This window comes from Nitrospinaceae bacterium (assembly GCA_018669005.1).
In the GTDB taxonomy this organism is placed as follows: domain Bacteria; phylum UBA8248; class UBA8248; order UBA8248; family UBA8248; genus UBA8248.
Genome location: JABJAL010000011.1, coordinates 19,852 through 38,313, shown reverse-complemented (window position 1 = coordinate 38,313; position 18,462 = coordinate 19,852). Strand labels below are relative to the sequence as shown.

Genomic DNA, 18,462 nt, shown 5'->3' with positions numbered 1-18,462 from the left:
AAAGGAAAGCCGATGTCGAACGCAGATTTGATCGCCCTGGCAGAAAAATACGTTGCCCCCACCTATGGCCGCTTTCCGGTTGCCTTTGTGCGGGGCGAGGGTTGCCGCCTCTGGGACGCTGATGGGAGAGAATACCTCGACTTCGTATCCGGGCTAGCCGTTTGCAGCCTCGGCCACAGCCATCCAGCCGTCACCGAGGCCATACGCAAACAGGCAGGCGAGCTGGTTCACGTCTCGAACCTCTACCACATCGAGCCTCAGATTAAGCTTGCCCAGCGGCTAGCCGAAAATTCGTTTGCCGACAAAGCCTTTTTCTGCAACAGCGGAACCGAGGCAGGCGAGGCGTCGATCAAACTCGCCCGAAAATACTCCTTCAAAAAATACGGTGAGGGTCGCCACGAAATATTGACCTTCGAGCAAAGCTTCCATGGACGGACCATGGCCTCGCTCTCGGCAACAGGGCAAGAGAAATTCCACAAAGGTTTCTCGCCGCTTCTGCCCGGTTTCAGGTATCTACCCTTTGATGATGTCGAATCCGCCGCCGCTGCCATCTCGGACCAGACTTGCGCCATCATGGTCGAACCCATCCAGGGCGAGGGCGGCGTCAATGTCCCCTCAGATGACTACCTCAAGGGCTTGCGGGCAATTTGCGACGCCAACGACCTGCTCCTTATCTTCGATGAAGTTCAGGTCGGCATGGGCCGCACAGGCAAGCTCTGGGCCCACGAGCACTTCGATGTCCAGCCGGATGTCATGGCCCTCGCCAAGGCCCTAGGAGGCGGGACCGCCATCGGGGCCATCGTGGCCACAGATAAGGCCATGGCCTTCGAGCCGGGCGACCACGCGGCCACCTTCGGCGGAAACTATCTCGCCACAGCGGCCGCCTGCGCAGCTATGGATGTCACCCTCTCCCCCGGTTTTCTCGACCACGTAGCCGAGATGGGTGAATTTGCCATGGCAGGCCTTCGTGAGCTGGCCACGCGCCATTCGATCATCAAAGAAGTCAGGGGCAAGGGACTCATCATCGGCTGCGAGCTCGATGGCGATGCCTCTGTCATTGTAGGTAAAGCGCTTGCGGCTGGCATTTTGCTGATCTCCGCCGGCCCTTCGGTCTTCCGGCTTCTCCCGCCTCTCGTCGTCGAAAAGGAAATGATTGAAAAGGTGCTCGAGTTTCTCGACAGCGCGCTAGGGGAAATGGCGGCATGACGAAACGAGATTATCTCTCCGGCCTTGAACTCACTGCGAATGAAACGCTCGGCCTCATCGAGAGAGCCGTCGTTCAGAAAAAAGAAACCAAGGCGGGAAAAACCCACACCTCCCTCGCCGGGAAAAACTTTGCCCTGCTCTTCGAGAAGACCTCGACGCGTACGCGGGTTTCCTTCCAGGTGGGTGTCTCACAACTTGGCGGTAGCAGCTTGTTTCTCTCACCTAAAGATACCCAGCTCAGCCGCGGGGAAACCTTGGCGGACAGCGCGAAGGTTCTGAGTGAATATGTGGACGGCATCATCGTGCGCACGTTTGGCCACGACCGGATTGAAGAGCTAGCCAAGCATGCCTCGGTACCCGTTATCAACGGGCTCACCGATTTGCACCACCCCTGCCAGGCACTCGCCGACTATCTCACCATGCGCGAGCGGTTCGGAAAAACACAAGGGCTAAAAATTGCCTACCTAGGCGATGGGAACAACGTTCTCCACTCCCTTATGCTCGTGGGCGCCCTGATCGGCGTCAACGTCAGTGCGGCCTGCGCACCGGGGTTTGAGCCGGACGACGGGGTGATTGAAAAAACCCGCGAGCTTGCGGCCGCATCGGGGGCCTCGATCGATATCTCAAGCGACGTTCAGAGTGCCACGGAAGGCGCTCACGCCATTTATACTGACGTTTGGGTGTCCATGGGCCAGGAATCAGAATCTGACCGCCGCATGAAGGCCCTCGCCCCCTACCAGGTAAATGAGGCTGCCTTTCGAAATGCCGAGCCTGACGCCATTTTTATGCACTGCCTCCCCGCCCACCGAGGCGAGGAAGTTGAAGACGAATTGATCGACGGGCCGAGAAGCGCGGTCTTCGAGCAGGCGGGAAACCGCCTCTACGCCCAGAAGATCCTTCTCGAGATTCTTGCCGGAGGAAAAAATGCCCTCTAATCCAAAAAAAGTTGTTGTCGCCTACTCCGGAGGGCTGGACACCTCCGTGATGCTCAAGTGGATCAAGGAAAAATATGACTGCGCAATCGTCGCCTACGCCGCCAACGTCGGCCAGGGAGATGAGGAGCTAGAGGGACTTGAGGAAAAAGCCCTCTCAACGGGTGCCGATGAATGCTACGTCCTCGACCTTCAGGATGAGTTCGCGAGCGACTATGTATTCCCGATGCTTCGGGCGGGCGCCGTATACGAGGGAAGCTACCTGCTGGGCACCTCCATCGCACGGCCCATAATTGCGAAGGGGCAGATGGATATCGCCAAAAAAACGGGGGCCGATGCCGTCGGACATGGAGCCACCGGCAAGGGCAACGATCAGGTACGCTTTGAGCTCACCTACCGGGCGATGGACCCGAGGATTCGCGTCATAGCTCCCTGGCGGGAGTGGGATTTTGGCGGCAGACAACAGCTCATCGCCTACGCCGAGGCCCACGGCATCCCCGTTCCCGTGACGGCGGAAAAACCCTATTCGATGGACCGCAATCTTCTACACATCAGCTTCGAGGGGGGCATTCTTGAGGACCCCTGGGCCGAGCCGCCCGAGGACATGTTCCGCCTCTCGGTTTCCCCTGAGAAAGCCCCCGATACGCCTGCCTATGTCGAACTTGGCTTCGAGGCAGGCGATCCCGTGTCGCTCCAGGGGGAAAAACTCACCCCGAGGGTGCTCATGGAAAAACTCAACATAATCGCTGGCGAACACGGCGTCGGTCGAGTGGATCTGGTGGAAAATCGCTTCGTGGGCATGAAGAGCCGGGGGGTGTACGAAACACCTGCGGGCACCGTAATCCATTGCGCTAGAAGAGCGGTTGAGTCGCTGACGATGGACCGCGAGGTGCTGCATCTGCGGGACTCGCTCATCCCCAAATACGCCGAACTCGTTTACAACGGCTTCTGGTTCGCTCCCGAGCGGGAATTTTTACAAAGCGCTATCGATGAGGCCGCAAAATCAGTAACAGGTGTCGCGCGAATCAAGCTGTTCAAAGGAAGCTGCCAGGCAGTCGGAAGAAAAGCGCCCGAGGAGAATAACCTCTACCGGCCAGAGCTCGCGACCTTCGAGGAGGATTCGATATACTCGCACAAGGACGCCGAGGGCTTCATCCGCTTGAATGCGCTCCGCCTCGGCGTTCGCTCACAGGAGAAATAGTCCAAGAATAATCTTTTCTGCTAATTAAAATGGCTTAGATAGCAAGAAGGCACCTGCTCTCCACCGGGAATCTTTCCGGCCCACCATTGTTAGATAATTAGGCAAGTTTTGATTCGCTATGAATTCATCAGGCATGGAGAAGGGCAATTGAGACGTTTTCGATTATTTATCAATAGCTTATTGGGTATCACCATTATCGCCAGCTTGCTCCTCGGGGGCGCTATCTCGGCTTCAGCCAAACATGAAAAGACCCTCATGGACCGCACCCTGGCCTCTCTTATGGGCGATCTTAAAGTCCAGGTCATCAAGCCGGTTCCTCTCCCTGAGTTTTCTCTTCCCGATATTTTTGGTAAAAATTTCAACACAAAAGATCAGACCGGCAAGGTCATACTCATCAACTTTTGGACGACTCACTGACCCTACTGCCTACGAGAGCGGGCTGCTTTCGAGAAGATTTACAACAAGTACAAAGACCAAGGATTCACCATCCTCGCCATATCAATGGACAGAAACTCATCGCTGGTGAAACCTTATGTCGATAAAAATAAACTCACCTTCCCCAACCTTTTGGACCCAAGCGGAAAAGTGAGCCCCATATTCAACGCACGCTACACACCCACTAATTTTTTGGTGAACCGGGCAGGACAAGTCATCGGCGGAAGTCTTGGCTACCGCGATTGGGGCTCTCCCCAGGGCATCCACATTATCGAGGCCCTTCTCGCCGAGGCGAAGCCGAAAGAATCAGCCGCGAAAAACTAGCCGCGTCAATGTTGTTCCTAGAGATTTAAACAGGATTTTTTTCGGGCTCCGGCTTTGTACCCTTTCAGGTGTAGCCAGAGTTGTTTACGCCTTTGCCGCCGTTTTTTTGCCCGAACCGCCCTTGGACTTCTCAGGCCAAACTAAAAGCAGTGGGCTCGCGACGTAAACTGAAGAATAAGTACCCGCAATAATGCCGATAACCAACGTGAAGGCCACATCGGCTATCACCTCTCCCCCCAAGAATAAAAATGCGAGGACAGCGACCAGCGTGGTCCCCGAGGTGAGAACGGTGCGCGAGAGCGTCTGGTTCACGGATTGGTTGATGAGATCAGCAAACTCAGATCGGCGCGAGAGCCGCGTATTTTCTCTAATCCGATCAAAGACGACAATTGTGTCGTTGAGCGAGTAGCCCACTATCGTCAGCAGCGCCGCCACGATAGGAAGAGAGAACTCCTTGCCCGAGATGGAGAAAACACCCAGGGTGACAATGACGTCGTGCAGCAGGGCAATGACAGAGGCAACAGCTTGCCGAAACTGAAAGCGAACGCTCACGTAAATAAGAATGCCGACCAGGGCAAAGAGCATGCTGCTCAACGCTTTTTCCCTGAGATCGCGTCCAATCTGGGGGCCCACGCTCTCGGTGCGGCGCACATCGAACGTACCCTTACCAAAACTTTTAGCGAGCGCACCGGCAACCCGCTCGCCCACCCCGCGTGTCGAGCCAATGCTCTTCTCAACGCGGATGAGAAACTCTTTATCGGAACCAAAATTCTGTACCACCGTGTCACCCAGCGCTAGCGAGGCAGCAGCCGAGCGAACTTTAGCGATGGGCTGCACTTCCTTGAATTGCACCTGGACCAGGGTGCCGCCTGTAAAATCGATGCCCATGTTAATTCCGACCGAGGCGAGTAAAACGAGCGAGAGCAACACAGCCACACCCGAGCCGCCCGCAAAAATCCTCCACTTTCCAATGAAATCAAAATTTGTATCCGGCCGGAAGATTTGCATTAGATGCTCAGGCTCCTGATGTCGCTGCGTGTGAGGACAAAATCATAGATGAACCGCGTAACGAAAATCGCGGTAAACATCGATGCAATAATTCCTATGCTCAGCGTGATGGCAAAGCCCTTAATCGGGCCGGTGCCAAATTGAAGAAGAACGAGCGCGGCGATCAAAGTCGTCACGTTCGCATCAAGTATTGTGAAAAATGCCTTACCGTAGCCGGCGTCGATGGCCGAGCGGATAGTTTTTCCAAGGCGCAGCTCTTCTCGTATCCGCTCAAAAATCAATACGTTAGCGTCAACCGCCATACCCACCGTGAGCACCACGCCAGCGATGCCCGGAAGGGTAAGCGTCGCCTCGAAAAACCCGAGCGCCCCAACCAACAAGAGCAGGTTCAACAAAAGCGCCAGTATCGCGACCGCACCACTCCACTTGTAGTAAATCGCCATGAACACCATGACGAGCAAGAAGCCCACGATAATGCTGACGATTCCCTGGCGGATTGAGTCGGCGCCAAGCGATGGACCGACGTTGCGCTCCTCGAGCACCTCGACCGGTGCAGGAAGCGCACCCGCTCTGAGGGCAATGGCTAAATCTCGTGCCTCATCCATCTGGAAGCTTCCCGATATCTGCGCTCGCCCCCCCGAGATTCGCTCCTGAATCACCGGGGTGGAGTAGGCCACGCCATCTAGAACGATGGCCAGCTGGCGGCCCACGTTCGCCGCCGTAATTCGATCAAACGCCTGGGCGCCGACCGAATCGAAACTCACAGTGACGTAGGGCTCGCTGAAGCGGTCGCCAATCTCAACACGCGCATTCGTAAGGTTATCACCAGTGAGATAGGCTTCCTTTTTGACTAGCACCGGCCGCCGGCGAACGATCTCGCCCGACGTCTTGTCTCGGGTGATCTGATAAATAAGCTCAAGACCCTCGGGAGCGCCTGTTTTTTCCGCCTGAGCGGTATCGGCGTTCGGATCCACCATTTTAAATTCAAGGAGCGCCGTCTTGCCGATAAGCGCCTTGGCCCGCGAGGGATCTTTCACGCCCGGCAGCTGGATGATGATCCGACGCTCGCCCTGGCGCTGTAGAGTAGGCTCGCGTACCCCAAACTGGTCGATGCGGTTTCTAATCGTCTCTAGCGCCTGGGAAATGGCCTGCTCCATCGTCTGGCGGGCCACTTCATCGGGATATGAGTAAACGAAAACAGGGGGATTGCCCTCGGAGCTCTGAAGCGCAAGGTCGGCATACCCCCCCATCAGGGCCACCAGTTTCGCGCGGTCCGATTCTCTGTGCAGGGCGATCGTGACCTGCCTTCCCTTCCGCTTGAGGCTTCGGGTGCGGATATCGTCCGAGACAAGGCGATCTTTGATTTCACCAAAATAGCGGTCAACTTTCGCCGTAACCGCCTTTTCTGCCTGCACCTCAAGGACCAAATGAATCCCGCCCTGAAGGTCCAACCCCAGATTGATTCGCTCTTTGGGAGGAATCATGAAATAAGCCGCAACAACCACGATCACGGCTATCAATCCCGCTCGCCAACCCAGCCCCTTCATTCACTTCTCCTCATCGCTCATCTCCTGCCGCCGCAGACACCCCTGCGAGGGGGAAAACCCTTCGCGGGCAAATCCCGCGCTATGCGGCGCAAAGCGTTTCTAGGACTTCTCTTTGTCCGAAGACTTGTCTTTCGATTCTTCCGCCCCACTCTCGCCCGGCAACTTCGAGACCGCCGAGCGCACGAAACGAAGGCGTATATTATCAGCCACCTGAACCTGTATCACATCATCCTTGACGCGGGTGATTTCACCATACATCCCGGCAGCCGTCACCTGATCTCCAGCCTTGAGCGTATTGAGCATTTCCTGCTGCGCTTGCTGCTTTTTTTGCTGGGGCCGTATCATCAGAAAATAAATAATGACGAAAACGATCAGAAATGGGAAAAGACTCACCAGAATACTCGGCGACTCTCCGCCAGCACCGCCCGGCGCCGCCATGGCCCAAGCGTTTCTCGCACCGCCAAGAACATCTGTCAAAAAATTCACTTTGCACCTCTCCTCTCAAAAAAAAGACGCCCGGCAGGGCGCCCCCCGTTTGGTAGCAAAGCAGGGGGACCTTGTCAAGCAAACGCTTGCATAATCAGGGATTTACTCTGATTTCTTTTTGCCCCCAGCAAGCGGTCGTCCACTCGCCTCAGGTCGCCCCTCACTACCGCCAGAGGGTCCAGGATCGGCCCCCAGGGGCCCAGAAAGAATCTCTTTGGCCCAAGAGGTGAAGTTCCCTTCTCCTATCGCCTCTCGCGCCCTGCTAAGAACCTCTTGGTAAAAGAACAGATTGTGCACCGTCATCAGCCGGTAGCCCAGCATTTCTTCGGCCTTGAAAAGATGTCGCAGATACGCCCGGCTATAGCCCTTTTGGCAGGTGGGACATCCACACCCCTCACCAATGGGATCTGGATTCTCGGCATTCGCCGCGTTCTTAATTGAAATGCGTCCCTCCCATGTGAAAAGATTTCCCCTTCGGGCATGGCGAGTGGGCATGACACAATCGAACATGTCCGCCCCACGTCCAACGCCGCGAACAAGATCGGCCGGAGTTCCCATCCCCATGACATAGCGGGGTTTATCCGCCGGAAGAATATCCGTCGCAGCGTCAAGCAACTCGTCGGTCTGGCTCTTTCCCTCCCCCAGGCTCAGCCCGCCCACGGCGTAGCCATCCATATCCAGCGCCACCAGCTGCCGGGCGCTCTCTTGTCTCAAGTCAGGGAACGCCCCTCCCTGCACAATGCCGAATAAAGCCTGATCCGCCCGGCTGTGGGCCGCCTTCGAGCGCTCGGCCCACGCCGTCGTGCGCCCGAGGGCATCCTCGGCCCGCTCTCTCGTATGAGGGAACCCCAGCGGCTCATCAAGCACCATCGCGATATCGGGTCCGAGGGCTTCTTGTATCTCGACCACCCGCTCGGGGGTGAGTTTCAGGCGCGTCCCATCGAGATGGCTTTGGAAATCAATACCCTCATCCGTGACCTTGGCCAGCGGCGCCAGACTGAAAAGCTGATAACCGCCGCTGTCGGTGAGAATGGGGCCCTCCCATCCCATGAACCCGTGTAGTCCACCGAGACGGCCAATGAGCTCGGCGCCAGGGCGAAGAGAGAGATGGTAGGCATTGGCAAGGATGATTTGACAGCCCGAAGACCTTAGATCGGCTGGATCAAGCGTTTTGACTGTGGCTTGGGTGCCCACCGCCATGAAGGCAGGTGTATCAACGGCCCCGTGAGGGGTATCCAACCTCCCCAGGCGGGCTTTTTCGCCCATCTTGGATGCAAGAATCTCGATACGGACGGCACCACTCATACGACCTGTATCGGGCCCTCGGCGGTTCCCGCGATAAATTGACGAACGATGGGATCCTCCTCGGCCATGATCTCCTGGGGGGTTCCGTGAGCAATGATTTTTCCTTCGTGGAGCATGGCCACAGAGTGCGCATACTCAAGCGCGCTTTTGATGTCATGGCTGATCACGACCGAAGTGATGTCGATGGACTGCTCCATATGGACTATTAGTCGGTCGATGGAGTCCGAGAGTATCGGGTCCAGGCCTGTCGTCGGTTCATCGTAAAGAAGAATTTCGGGCTCTCGGACAATCGCTCGCGCCAGCCCCACTCGTTTTTGCATTCCACCCGAAAGCTGGGAGGGCATCCGCCCCTCGATGCCATCGAGCCCCACGAGATGTAGTTTTTCGCTCACCCGCTCGGCTATTTCGGCACCGGAAAGCTGGGTGTGCTCTTTTAATGGAAAAGCCACGTTCTCGCCCACCGTCATCGAATCAAAGAGAGCGGCACTCTGGAACAACATGCCGAATTTTGAGCGAATACGGTTGAGCTCAGCACCCCGCAAGACAGAAATATTCTCACCGTCGATGCAAACCTCCCCTCGGTCTGGCCGCAGGAGCCCGATAATGTGCTTTAGAAGCACACTTTTCCCCTCCCCGCTCCGTCCGATGATGACAGTGATATCACCCTCCCGGATTTCAAGATCGACACCCCGAAGGACTTTAATGTCGCCGAAGGATTTTTCGACTCCCTTGATTTCAATCTTTGTCTTTGCGCTCAAACCACCCCGCCTCCAATAATCCTGTGCCCTGCAACGCCACCCGCCTCAAAAAACACCCGGGGGACCCTGTGTCCCAGCCTCGATAATATCTCGTAGGTAATCGTGTGGGAAAGGGTGGCTAGCGCCTCGCAGGGGATTGTCTCATCCCCCTGCGTACCGATCAAAATCACCTCATCGCCCACCACAGCATCCTCAATTTCACTCACATCGACGGTGATCATATCCATCGACACCCGTCCGGCGATAGGCACCCTCTGTCCGCGCACAAGAACATCGGCCCGGCTCGATAAAATTCTCGGATATCCATCCGCATATCCGACAGGAACGACCGCGATGCGTCCCGGCTTTTTCATACGCCAGGTGCCGCCGTAGCCAATGGCCTCACCCGCCGGAACATCCTTGATCTGAATGAGCGCGCTCTTGAGTGTCAACGCGGCTCGAAGAGGGGCACCACCCTCCCCTTGCGGAGGACAGCCATAAAGCGCGATACCGCATCTGACCAGCGTGCCCGGCGCATCAGGGTAGGAAATGCCCCCTGCGCTATTCGCCGTATGAATTGTGGGAGGCAGTAATCCGTCGGCCTCAAGCTCACTCATCAAAGCACGGACAATCGCGAATTGCTCTCGCGTGGGCTCACCACCCCCCTCTTCATCGGCCTGGGCCAGATGGCTCATTAAGCCGGTGGCCTCGACGCCCGCCATATCGCCAAGCCGCCTGAAAAAATCAGGCGCCTCTCCCGGCGGGATTCCCAAGCGGTGCATCCCCGAGTCGATTTTCACATGAACCCTCGCGAGGCGCCCCGCAGAGGTAGCAGCAGCCGCCAGCGCTTCGGCCTGGGCCATATCCCAGACCACAGCCTCAAAACCACCCGAAGCAATTCGGGAAGCCAGTTGGGGCAGAGCGCCGCTCATTACCAAAACACGGACCTCGTCGAGCAGACCGGGGGCCGAGCCCCCGATTAGGGCCTCTCCCTCCTCCACCGTTGCTACAGCGAGCCAGCGGGCTCCCGCACCAACAAAAGCGGCGGCAGCCTCCGGAGCGCCGTGGCCGTATGCCTCGGCCTTGACCACGGCGAGCACTTCGCGCCCTGTACCTATCAAATCGTCAAGACATTTAAAATTATCTGCGAGCGCAACCAAATCAACAAAGGCGACTGTGGGGCGAGATTCCGTGGAATATTCTCCGAGAGCGGGATGCGGGAGAGGGGCGGTCAAAAGCCCACCTCCTCCTCTTCTTCAAAAACCTCGGCGGCGGGAACCGGGGAGCCTTCGTGAAAAGTGTCCAGGTTGGTGAAGCGTGTGTAATCCTGGAAAAACCTGAGCTGAACGTCATCGGTGGGGCCGTTTCTCTGCTTTGCAACTATGACCGTGGCCTCGCCCTTTTTGTCAGACTCCCGGTCGTAGTAATCCTCGCGATAAAGCAGGGCCACGAGATCGGCATCCTGCTCGATGGAACCAGACTCGCGTAGATCGGCGAGACCGGGGCGCTTGCCCTCTCTCGATTCAACGGCGCGAGAAAGCTGACTCAACGCCACAACGGGGAGATCCAACTCCTTGGCCATTCCTTTGAGACTTCGGGTGATCTCGCTGATCTCAAGCTGGCGACTTTCATAGCGACCGCCGCTGGTGCGATTAGAAATCAGCTGGAGATAATCGACGATGACAAGACCGAGGCCCTGGTCGGCCTGAAGGCGGCGGCATTTCGCCCGGATGTCGAACGCGGAGGACTCGGTGGAATCGTCCACGAAAATCTGGGATTCGGACAACTCGCCCGCGGCCCGAATGAGATCGGGCCATCTCCGCGCAGGCATGTAGCCGCTCTGGAGCTGCTTGGCATTTACCATCGCGCGCCCACACATCATACGAATTGCCAGTGCACGAGAACTCATCTCAAGACTAAATATAGCAGTGGGCACCCGGGCGTTAATCGCCGCGTATTCGGCAATACAAAGGGCAAAGGCTGTTTTCCCCATGCTGGGCCGCCCCGCAACAATAATGAGTTCACCGGGTTGGAATCCACTCGTCAACTTGTCGAGATCGGTAAAACCAGTGGGCACCCCGGTGACGAGTTCTTTTTTGTCGTAAAGCTCCTCAAGATGGGGAAATGTGGTCTTGACGATCTCTTTCATGGTGCCAATTTTCTGCTCGTAACGGTCCGAGGAGACTTCAAATATGGCGCGCTCGGCATCGTCGATGAGGGTGTCCACGTCCTCGGAATCCTGGAAGGCGCGCTCGGCAATGGCGTTTGAGGTTTGTATGAGGCTGCGTTGAAGGGCGGTGGCACGGACCAGCCTGGCGTATGTGGCGGCCCTTCGCGAACTAGAAACATCGTCCGAGAGGCGAGCTACGTATTCGGGGCCGCCAGCCTCCTCGAGTTTGCTCATTTTCTTCAAAGCATCGACGACGGTAAGAATGTCGATCGGATCGTTTTTCTCGAAAAGTGAGATCATCGCCTGGTAGATTACACGATGGCTCAGGCGATAGAGGTGCTCAGGGCGGAGTACTTCCATGACATTGGCAACAGTGCCCCCCTCGCCCCCATCGAGCAGAATTGCGCCGAGGACACGCTGCTCTGCCTCGATATTTTGAGGCGGCAGATTGCCGCCATTATCCGTACGCTGGGAACTACCGGGTGCTTCCACGAAAAAGGGCTCCGAGGAGAACGAAACATCATGTTACGGGCGGTTTGTAGGGATGCTCATCGAGCCCCTAAAGGGTACCGCAGATCACTAAAAAGCGAAACATAAAAACCAGAGGAATCCCTATATATACAGTCAAATCCAAGCAAAAAGGGCTGCCCTCAAGCAGCCCTTCTCACTGTAGGTATCGGAATTTCAAAGCCAAAGAGAGATTCCCCCTCCAGCAAAAAAAATTATGCCTCGACTGGTTTTTCCTCGCCAACGGACTCGGCATCCCCAGCCTCGGGGTCTCCGGCCTCAGAGTCACCAGCCTCAGGGGCCTCAGAGTCACCAGCCTCAGGGGCCTCATCGGAAGGGGCTTCATCAGCCGCCGCCTCAGCATCCTCAGTCGCACCCTCAACTTTTTCCTCCTCCGAGGGCTCAGATTCATCCGCGATGACAAGAACATTTATCTCAGCTCGCACCTCGGGGTGGAGACGAATCTGCACAGAGTGCTCGCCCAGGCGACGGATTGGCTCCTCCAACAATATTTTCCGGCGGCTTACCTCGAGACCCTTCTCAGCCAGAGCGGCTTCGATATCGCGATTCGTAACCGAGCCAAAGAGCCGGCCATCCTCGCCGGCGCGGACGGTGAATTCACACTCGATACCAGCGAATTTCTGGGCCTCTTCCTCCGAGCCTCTCTTGGCGGCTTGAATCTGTGCATCACGGAGCATCTGCTCGTGCTGGGCGGCACGCACCGAATTGGCGGTGGCGTGAATGGCCAAGCCCTGGGGTATGAGGTGGTTCATGCCGTAGCCGTCAGAGACCTCGACCACATCACCTACATCGCCCAGTGCATCAACTTCTTTTCTTAAAATCAGACGCATTATTCTCTCTCCTCGCCCTATGAATGGTCCACGGTGTAGGGCATCAGAGCCATAAAGCGCGCCCGTTTAATAGCGACCGTAAGCTGTCGCTGAAAGCGGGCCGATGTACCCGTCACACGACGGGGAATAATCTTGCCCCGCTCGCTCACCATGTTCCTGAGCGTTTTCACATCCTTATAGTCGATATAAGCAACGCCTTCCGCAGTGAAGCGGCAGACCTTCTTACGATTGAAGCGCTTTTTCTTTCCTTTTTTCTTGTCGCCGAATTTTCGGCTGGGAGCAAATGCCATATCTTCCTCCAGAACCTAATTAATTACCTATAGGCTAAAATGGGATATCGTCGTCGGTCATTGGGGGCGGGCCACCTTGATCCGATCCACCGCCGGACCAGCCACCAGAGGACTGCCCCTCCTGGGCATAGTTTCCGACACCCTGGCCACCCTCATCGCGCCGGGCAAGAAAGTGGACGTTGAAGGCCACAACCTCATGTTTGCTGCGCTTGGTGCCATCCTTGGCTTCCCAAGAGTTGAAACTCAGCCGCCCCTCGACAAGTACCGGGCTGCCTTTCTTACAATTTTCCATTGTCCAATCGCCCTGTCGCCCGAAGACAACGATATCGACGAAGCAGGTATCTTCCTTCCAGTCTTCTCCTGAGCGATATCGGCGATTAACGGCCAACCCAAAGTTGACCACCGACGTTCCCGAGGGCAGAAAACGTTTTTCCGGGTCTCTCGTGAGATTGCCTCTAAGATAAACCTGATTCATCTGGGCCATGGCACACTCTCTCGTATGGGGTAAACGGTCTTAATCGTCGTCGTCGCGGCTATCTCCGTTGTTGCGTGCCTCAGCCCTTGCGGCGGCGCTTTTAATATTTTTATCAATTTTTCGCAGCAAAGCCTCGTCCATTCGAACGGTTATATGCCGCCACGAATTCTCATCAAGCGTGAGTTGGCGCTCAAGCTCTTTGATAATCTCATCTTCAGATTTATAGGTGACGACGAAATAGATTCCGTGGCGCTGATCATTGATCTCGTAGGCGAGGCGTTTTTTGCCCATCCGTTCAACTTCTAGAATTTCGCCGCCTTTTTCTGTGATGTGCTTCTCGAACCTGGCAATTTGCTCCTCAACCGCATCCTCTTCGAGGTCGGGTGAGAGCAACACCATTGTCTCGTACTGACGCATCTACTTCTCCTCTCGGTCTGAACGGCCCCGGAACCCTATTGCCCGGAGCGAGGAGTTCCGAAGAACCCTATCATATTCAATTATACCCGACCACCGGGAGAGCCCGGACAACAATGCCCCGGGCCCCGAGGCCGAATCAAAATCGCTCTATAGTCACCCCGAATCCCTTTTAGAACAAGGGAGCCAGGACCAACGATACGATGGACATCAGTTTGATGAGGATGTTCATCGAGGGACCCGAGGTGTCTTTCATCGGGTCGCCCACAGTATCGCCCACTACGGATGCCTTGTGAGCATCCGAGCCTTTCCCGCCTAGTTTGCCATCCTCAATCTCTTTTTTCGCATTGTCCCACGCGCCACCAGAGTTCGCCATCAGGAGCGCCAGAAGCACGCCAGAGAGCAGCGCACCAGCCAACATACCGCCAAGCGCTTCTTTGCCCATCAGGAAACCGATGAGAATAGGCGCCACCACTGCCGTGACACTCGGCAGGACCATCTCCTTGAGCGCCGCCTGCGTACTGATGTCAATGCATTTTGCGCTATCAGGCTCCGCAGTTCCCTCCATGATGCCGGGATTCTCGCGGAACTGGCGACGAATCTCCTGAATCATGATGAAAGCCGCCCTGCCAACTGCGCTCATCGTCATCGAGCCGATCACGAACGGAATAGCGCCGCCAATCAACATACCGGCGACAACACTTGCGTTGGTAAGGTCAATTTGTTTCAGATCTGCCGCCTGGGTGTAGGCCGCGAAAAAAGCCAGCGCCGTAAGCGCCGCCGAGCCGATGGCAAATCCCTTGCCCATGGCCGCCGTCGTATTTCCGAGGGCGTCTAGGCTGTCGGTAATATCGCGAGTCTCGGGTCCGAGATTACTCATCTCCGAGATGCCGCCAGCGTTATCGGCGATGGGCCCATAGGCGTCCACCGACATTGTGATGCCGATAGTGGCCAGCATGCCGATTGCCGCGACCGAGATACCGTAAAGACCGGCCATATTGTTGGCGAAAAGTGTGATAAGAGCTATGACAATGAGCGGGCCGCACACGCTTTCGAGGCCAACCGCGAAGCCGGCGATGATGTTGGTGGCCACACCGGTTTCAGAGGCGTCAATGATTTTGCTTACAGGTTTGGTGCCCGTTCCAGTGTAATACTCGGTCAGCATGCCGATGGCGATGCCGCCCACCGAGCCGAGAACAATGGCACCGAATACACCCATATTGATACCAATGGCATTTGTCACAAAATACGCGAGCACAACGAAAATTCCAGCCGCGATGAACGTCGAGGTCCGAAGTGCCACGGCCGGCTTCGATGAGGCGAGAATCTTCATCGAACCGATACCGATTACGGACGCCACCAGACCAATCATCGGAAGAATCATGGCAAGGGCCATCGCCCCTTGGTTGGACGTACCCAGAAGAACACCCGTCGTTGAGCCGATGAAGATGGTCGATATCACAGCACCTACATAGGACTCGAAAAGGTCGGCGCCCATTCCAGCCACGTCGCCCACGTTATCACCCACGTTGTCAGCGATGACGGCGGGGTTTCGCGGATCGTCCTCGGGAATATCCTCCTCTACCTTACCCACAAGGTCGGCACCAACGTCGGCAGTCTTGGTGAAGATACCACCGCCGACACGGGCAAAGAGTGCAATCGAGCTGGCACCCATGGAGAACCCGGTGATGATGTTGGCATTCGAGGCAATGTTGAGGACATCGAGGTACCAGAAAAGAAATCCAACTCCCAGAAGACCGAGACTCGCCACCGAAAGACCCATAACGGTCCCGCCGTAGAAAGCCATCGAAAGCGCCCCGGCCTGCCCCTTATCGTTCGCGGCGGCGGCGGTCGCCACATTCGCCTTCGTGGCAGCCTTCATTCCAAAGAAACCGGCCATAACCGAGCAAAGCGCGCCGATGATGAAGGCAAGTCCCGTGCTGAGATTCAGAAACGCAGCAAGAAGTAGAAATACAACCACGACAAAAATAGCAAGGATCTTGTATTCCCGGCGAAGGAAAACCATCGCGCCGTCATGGATCTGTCCTGCCAGTTTCCGCATTAGATCGTTACCGTCGGGCTGGCCAACTATCCACTTGTAAATAACGGCGGCCAAGCCAAGACCCGCGATTCCGAAAATTGCGGCCCAATTAGAAAATGCAATCATTGTTTCTGAAACCTCCTCCCGATCTCGATTACGGGCTAAAGAGCCAAACAGGGAGCGCGCAAACTAAAGACGCGTTCCCAAATTAGCGAATATGCTATTTCTTATTCAATACCACCCATTCCACGGCCCGCTCAGCAGCTAGCTGAGCGCCCTCCCGTGCAATCTCAATTTGCTCTTCAGGAAACTCGGAGAGCACCCAATCTGCCCCGCCAATATTTCTGGGCCTGGGACCAAGACCAATTCGAAGCCGGGCGAAATCGCGGGTTCCCAAGGACTCAATAATGCTAGCAATTCCGTTGTTGCCGGCGTCTCCGCCTAATGTCTTTAATTTTACCCGCCCGAGCGCGATATCCATGTCATCGTGCATGACGAGCAAGTGCTCCGGTCCTAGGCCCTCTGAATTGAGAATCGCCCTGACCGCCTTGCCCGAATCGTTCATATAGGTCTTGGGCTTGACCAAGGCTATATTGTGTCCACGAATCGAACCGTATCCAACTAAAGAGTGCGCTGCACTTTTATCTGCCCGGATACGGTACATCTCCGAGAGTAAATCCACTGCCCAAAAACCCAGATTGTGCCGGGTAAAGACGTATTCGGGCCCAGGATTACCAAGACCAACAATGACTCTTGAAAGTCCCATCGGCTCGCCGGTTCAGGCCGCCAGCATTCCGCTAATCTCCGCTCTTCTCGCCATCTTCCGGGGCGGCAGCAGCTTCTGCGCCCTCTGCACCCTCGGGCGCGGCACCTTCTGCATCCTCGCCCTCTTCGCCCTCCTCGGGAGTCTCTTCCTCTTCCTCTACCGGAGTGATAACGGTGAAGATCGGATCATCCGCCTCTGTAATCAAACCCACATCGCCCGGAAGCGTAAGATCTCGTACATGGATGACATCACCAATTTCCACGGCGCTGATATCAACCATAATTTCGGAGGGGATAGCATTCGGTAGGCATTCAATCTCAAGCTCGCGTAAAAGAGTGGAAAGTACACCACCGAGCTTTACGCCAGGGCTTTCGCCTTCCAAGATGAGGGGCACACTAACCCTGATTTTCTCATCCATCCGAATTTCGAGAAAATCGGCATGAACAATTAGGTCGCTCATCGCGTCGCGCTGAAGCTCTTTCACAATGACGGGACGCACAGCTTTTTCCTGGCCCGCGACATCGAGTTGAATAATGGCGTTCGTACCCGCACCCGAGGAAAAAATCTTCTCAAGCTCCGATGGATTGACCGTCACCGGAGAAGAATCCTGAATTCCGTAAACGACACCCGGCACCTTGCCTTCGCGCCGCAGGCGTCGGGCGGCTTTTGTTCCTGTTTCCTGGCGCGGCTCTACTTCGAGCTTAAGATTATCCATTTTCATTATCTCCAATCCGGTTTGCCCGGCATTCGTTGAGGACCTTATTCAAAAAGGCTACTCACGGATTCATCATCATGTATGCGGCGAATCGCCTCGGCCAAAAGGGTTCCGACCGAGATTACTTTAATTTGACTGCAAGCTGCTCCTTGTTCCGTCAACGGAATCGTGTCGGAAACGACCAACTCCTCGATCGGCGAATTTTTAATCCGATCAATGGCAGGCCCCGAGAGCACCGGATGGCTACATGTGGCAAACACCCGCCTGGCCCCGGCATCCATCAAGGCTTTGGCACCTTGGGTCAAGGTCCCAGCCGTGTCCACTATATCATCCACGATCAGAACATCACGGTCCTTTACTTCACCGATGATATTCAGGACCTCGGAGACGTTTGCCCGCTCGCGCCGCTTGTCGATGATTCCGAGTTCGGCATTGAGTCTTTTCGCGTATCCACGGGCACGCTCCACGCCCCCTGCGTCGGGCGAGATAACCGTCAGATCCTTCACCCCTTCCCGGGTGCGAAAATAATCCATCACAATGGGGCCCGCGTAAAGATGGTCCACGGGGATGTCAAAGAATCCTTGAATCTGACCCGCATGGAGATCCATCGTTATCACCCGATCAGCGCCCGCCGCCACAAGCAAATTGGCGATGAGCTTAGCCGTGATCGGCACCCGAGGCTGCACTTTTCGGTCCTGGCGGGCGTATGCATAATAAGGAATCACCGCCGTAATTCGCTGAGCCGAGGAGCGTCGAAACGCGTCCATCATAATCAACAATTCCATGAGGTTCGCGTTGCCCGGCTGGCAGAGACTCTGGACCGCAAAAACATCTGCGCCGCGAATGTTCTCGTTTATCTGAACAAAAGTCTCAGCATCGCTGAAATCAATGATTTCGACTTCACCAGGCGCAATGCCAAGCTCACTAATAATGGAGTTGCCCAGGGCAGGATTGGAACGACCAGAAAAAACTTTTAGCTGATATCCCTTCACACCCACGCACCCCATGAGAACGGTAAAATCAAAGACAAAAGACGGCTTTTGTTACTCATT

The 18,462-nt window shown here is 55.9% G+C and carries 20 protein-coding genes; 5 read left to right on the top strand and 15 right to left on the bottom strand.

Translation table 11 applies throughout. From position 1 onward, the window contains the following. Nucleotides 1–12 precede the first annotated feature (12 nt). From HOJ95_01145 to HOJ95_01125, 5 genes are all read left to right on the top strand, one after another. Nucleotides 13–1,206 (top strand): aspartate aminotransferase family protein, encoded by a 1,194-nt coding sequence (locus tag HOJ95_01145; GenBank protein MBT6393286.1) that lies wholly within the window; start codon nucleotides 13–15, stop codon nucleotides 1,204–1,206. Beyond that, entirely contained in the window at nucleotides 1,203–2,141 is a 939-nt protein-coding gene (argF, locus tag HOJ95_01140) for an ornithine carbamoyltransferase (GenBank protein MBT6393285.1), read from the top strand. The genes HOJ95_01145 and argF overlap by 4 nt, the downstream gene beginning before the upstream one ends. Next, nucleotides 2,131–3,339: an argininosuccinate synthase gene (locus tag HOJ95_01135; GenBank protein MBT6393284.1), complete on the top strand. Its 1,209-nt coding sequence runs from the start codon at nucleotides 2,131–2,133 to the stop codon at nucleotides 3,337–3,339. The genes argF and HOJ95_01135 overlap by 11 nt, the downstream gene beginning before the upstream one ends. A gap of 147 nt (nucleotides 3,340–3,486) precedes the next feature. After that, a complete protein-coding gene (locus HOJ95_01130; GenBank protein ID MBT6393283.1) occupies nucleotides 3,487–3,756 on the top strand; it encodes a hypothetical protein in 270 nt (89 codons plus the stop codon). 36 nt (nucleotides 3,757–3,792) lie between these two features. Further along, a complete protein-coding gene (locus HOJ95_01125; GenBank protein MBT6393282.1) occupies nucleotides 3,793–4,098 on the top strand; it encodes a TlpA family protein disulfide reductase in 306 nt (101 codons plus the stop codon). Nucleotides 4,099–4,182: 84 nt separating this feature from the next. On the opposite strand, the gene secF is transcribed toward HOJ95_01125, so the two are convergent. From secF to HOJ95_01050, 15 genes are all read right to left on the bottom strand, one after another. Further along, a complete protein-coding gene (secF, locus tag HOJ95_01120; protein MBT6393281.1) occupies nucleotides 4,183–5,106 on the bottom strand; it encodes a protein translocase subunit SecF in 924 nt (307 codons plus the stop codon). Next, entirely contained in the window at nucleotides 5,106–6,653 is a 1,548-nt protein-coding gene (gene secD, locus HOJ95_01115; GenBank protein MBT6393280.1) for a protein translocase subunit SecD, read from the bottom strand. The genes secF and secD overlap by 1 nt, the downstream gene beginning before the upstream one ends. Before the next feature lie 99 nt (nucleotides 6,654–6,752). Continuing rightward, nucleotides 6,753–7,091, bottom strand: coding sequence for a preprotein translocase subunit YajC (gene yajC, locus HOJ95_01110; protein ID MBT6393279.1), 339 nt, complete (start codon nucleotides 7,089–7,091; stop codon nucleotides 6,753–6,755). Between the two features lie 150 nt (nucleotides 7,092–7,241). Next, nucleotides 7,242–8,444 (bottom strand): tRNA guanosine(34) transglycosylase Tgt, encoded by a 1,203-nt coding sequence (gene tgt / locus HOJ95_01105; protein ID MBT6393278.1) that lies wholly within the window; start codon nucleotides 8,442–8,444, stop codon nucleotides 7,242–7,244. Then, on the bottom strand, nucleotides 8,441–9,184 hold the full coding sequence (locus tag HOJ95_01100) for an ABC transporter ATP-binding protein (protein ID MBT6393277.1): 744 nt from the start codon (nucleotides 9,182–9,184) through the stop codon (nucleotides 8,441–8,443). The genes tgt and HOJ95_01100 overlap by 4 nt, the downstream gene beginning before the upstream one ends. Nucleotides 9,185–9,198: 14 nt before the next feature. Then, entirely contained in the window at nucleotides 9,199–10,416 is a 1,218-nt protein-coding gene (alr, locus tag HOJ95_01095; GenBank protein MBT6393276.1) for an alanine racemase, read from the bottom strand. Beyond that, nucleotides 10,413–11,798, bottom strand: a complete 1,386-nt coding sequence (gene dnaB, locus HOJ95_01090; protein ID MBT6393275.1) for a replicative DNA helicase — start codon at nucleotides 11,796–11,798, stop codon at nucleotides 10,413–10,415. Before dnaB ends, alr begins: the two co-directional genes overlap by 4 nt. Nucleotides 11,799–12,073: 275 nt before the next feature. Next, nucleotides 12,074–12,709, bottom strand: coding sequence for a 50S ribosomal protein L9 (locus HOJ95_01085; GenBank protein ID MBT6393274.1), 636 nt, complete (start codon nucleotides 12,707–12,709; stop codon nucleotides 12,074–12,076). Nucleotides 12,710–12,726: 17 nt separating this feature from the next. Further along, nucleotides 12,727–12,999, bottom strand: a complete 273-nt coding sequence (locus tag HOJ95_01080; GenBank protein ID MBT6393273.1) for a 30S ribosomal protein S18 — start codon at nucleotides 12,997–12,999, stop codon at nucleotides 12,727–12,729. A gap of 34 nt (nucleotides 13,000–13,033) precedes the next feature. Further along, nucleotides 13,034–13,483, bottom strand: a complete 450-nt coding sequence (ssb, locus tag HOJ95_01075; GenBank protein MBT6393272.1) for a single-stranded DNA-binding protein — start codon at nucleotides 13,481–13,483, stop codon at nucleotides 13,034–13,036. Nucleotides 13,484–13,513: 30 nt separating this feature from the next. Further along, the gene (gene rpsF, locus HOJ95_01070) at nucleotides 13,514–13,891 is read right to left on the bottom strand and encodes a 30S ribosomal protein S6 (protein MBT6393271.1); all 378 of its coding nucleotides are present in this window, start codon (nucleotides 13,889–13,891) and stop codon (nucleotides 13,514–13,516) included. A gap of 169 nt (nucleotides 13,892–14,060) precedes the next feature. After that, nucleotides 14,061–16,055, bottom strand: coding sequence for a sodium-translocating pyrophosphatase (locus HOJ95_01065; GenBank protein ID MBT6393270.1), 1,995 nt, complete (start codon nucleotides 16,053–16,055; stop codon nucleotides 14,061–14,063). Between the two features lie 94 nt (nucleotides 16,056–16,149). Beyond that, nucleotides 16,150–16,695 carry an aminoacyl-tRNA hydrolase gene (locus HOJ95_01060; protein ID MBT6393269.1) on the bottom strand — a complete coding sequence of 182 codons (546 nt, stop codon included), beginning with the start codon at nucleotides 16,693–16,695 and terminating at the stop codon, nucleotides 16,150–16,152. A 31-nt stretch (nucleotides 16,696–16,726) separates the two neighbouring features. Next, complete coding sequence (locus HOJ95_01055) at nucleotides 16,727–17,410, bottom strand: 50S ribosomal protein L25 (GenBank protein ID MBT6393268.1); 684 nt, start codon at nucleotides 17,408–17,410, stop codon at nucleotides 16,727–16,729. A 44-nt stretch (nucleotides 17,411–17,454) separates the two neighbouring features. Next, nucleotides 17,455–18,417: a ribose-phosphate pyrophosphokinase gene (locus HOJ95_01050; GenBank protein ID MBT6393267.1), complete on the bottom strand. Its 963-nt coding sequence runs from the start codon at nucleotides 18,415–18,417 to the stop codon at nucleotides 17,455–17,457. Between the last annotated feature and the right edge of the window lie 45 nt (nucleotides 18,418–18,462).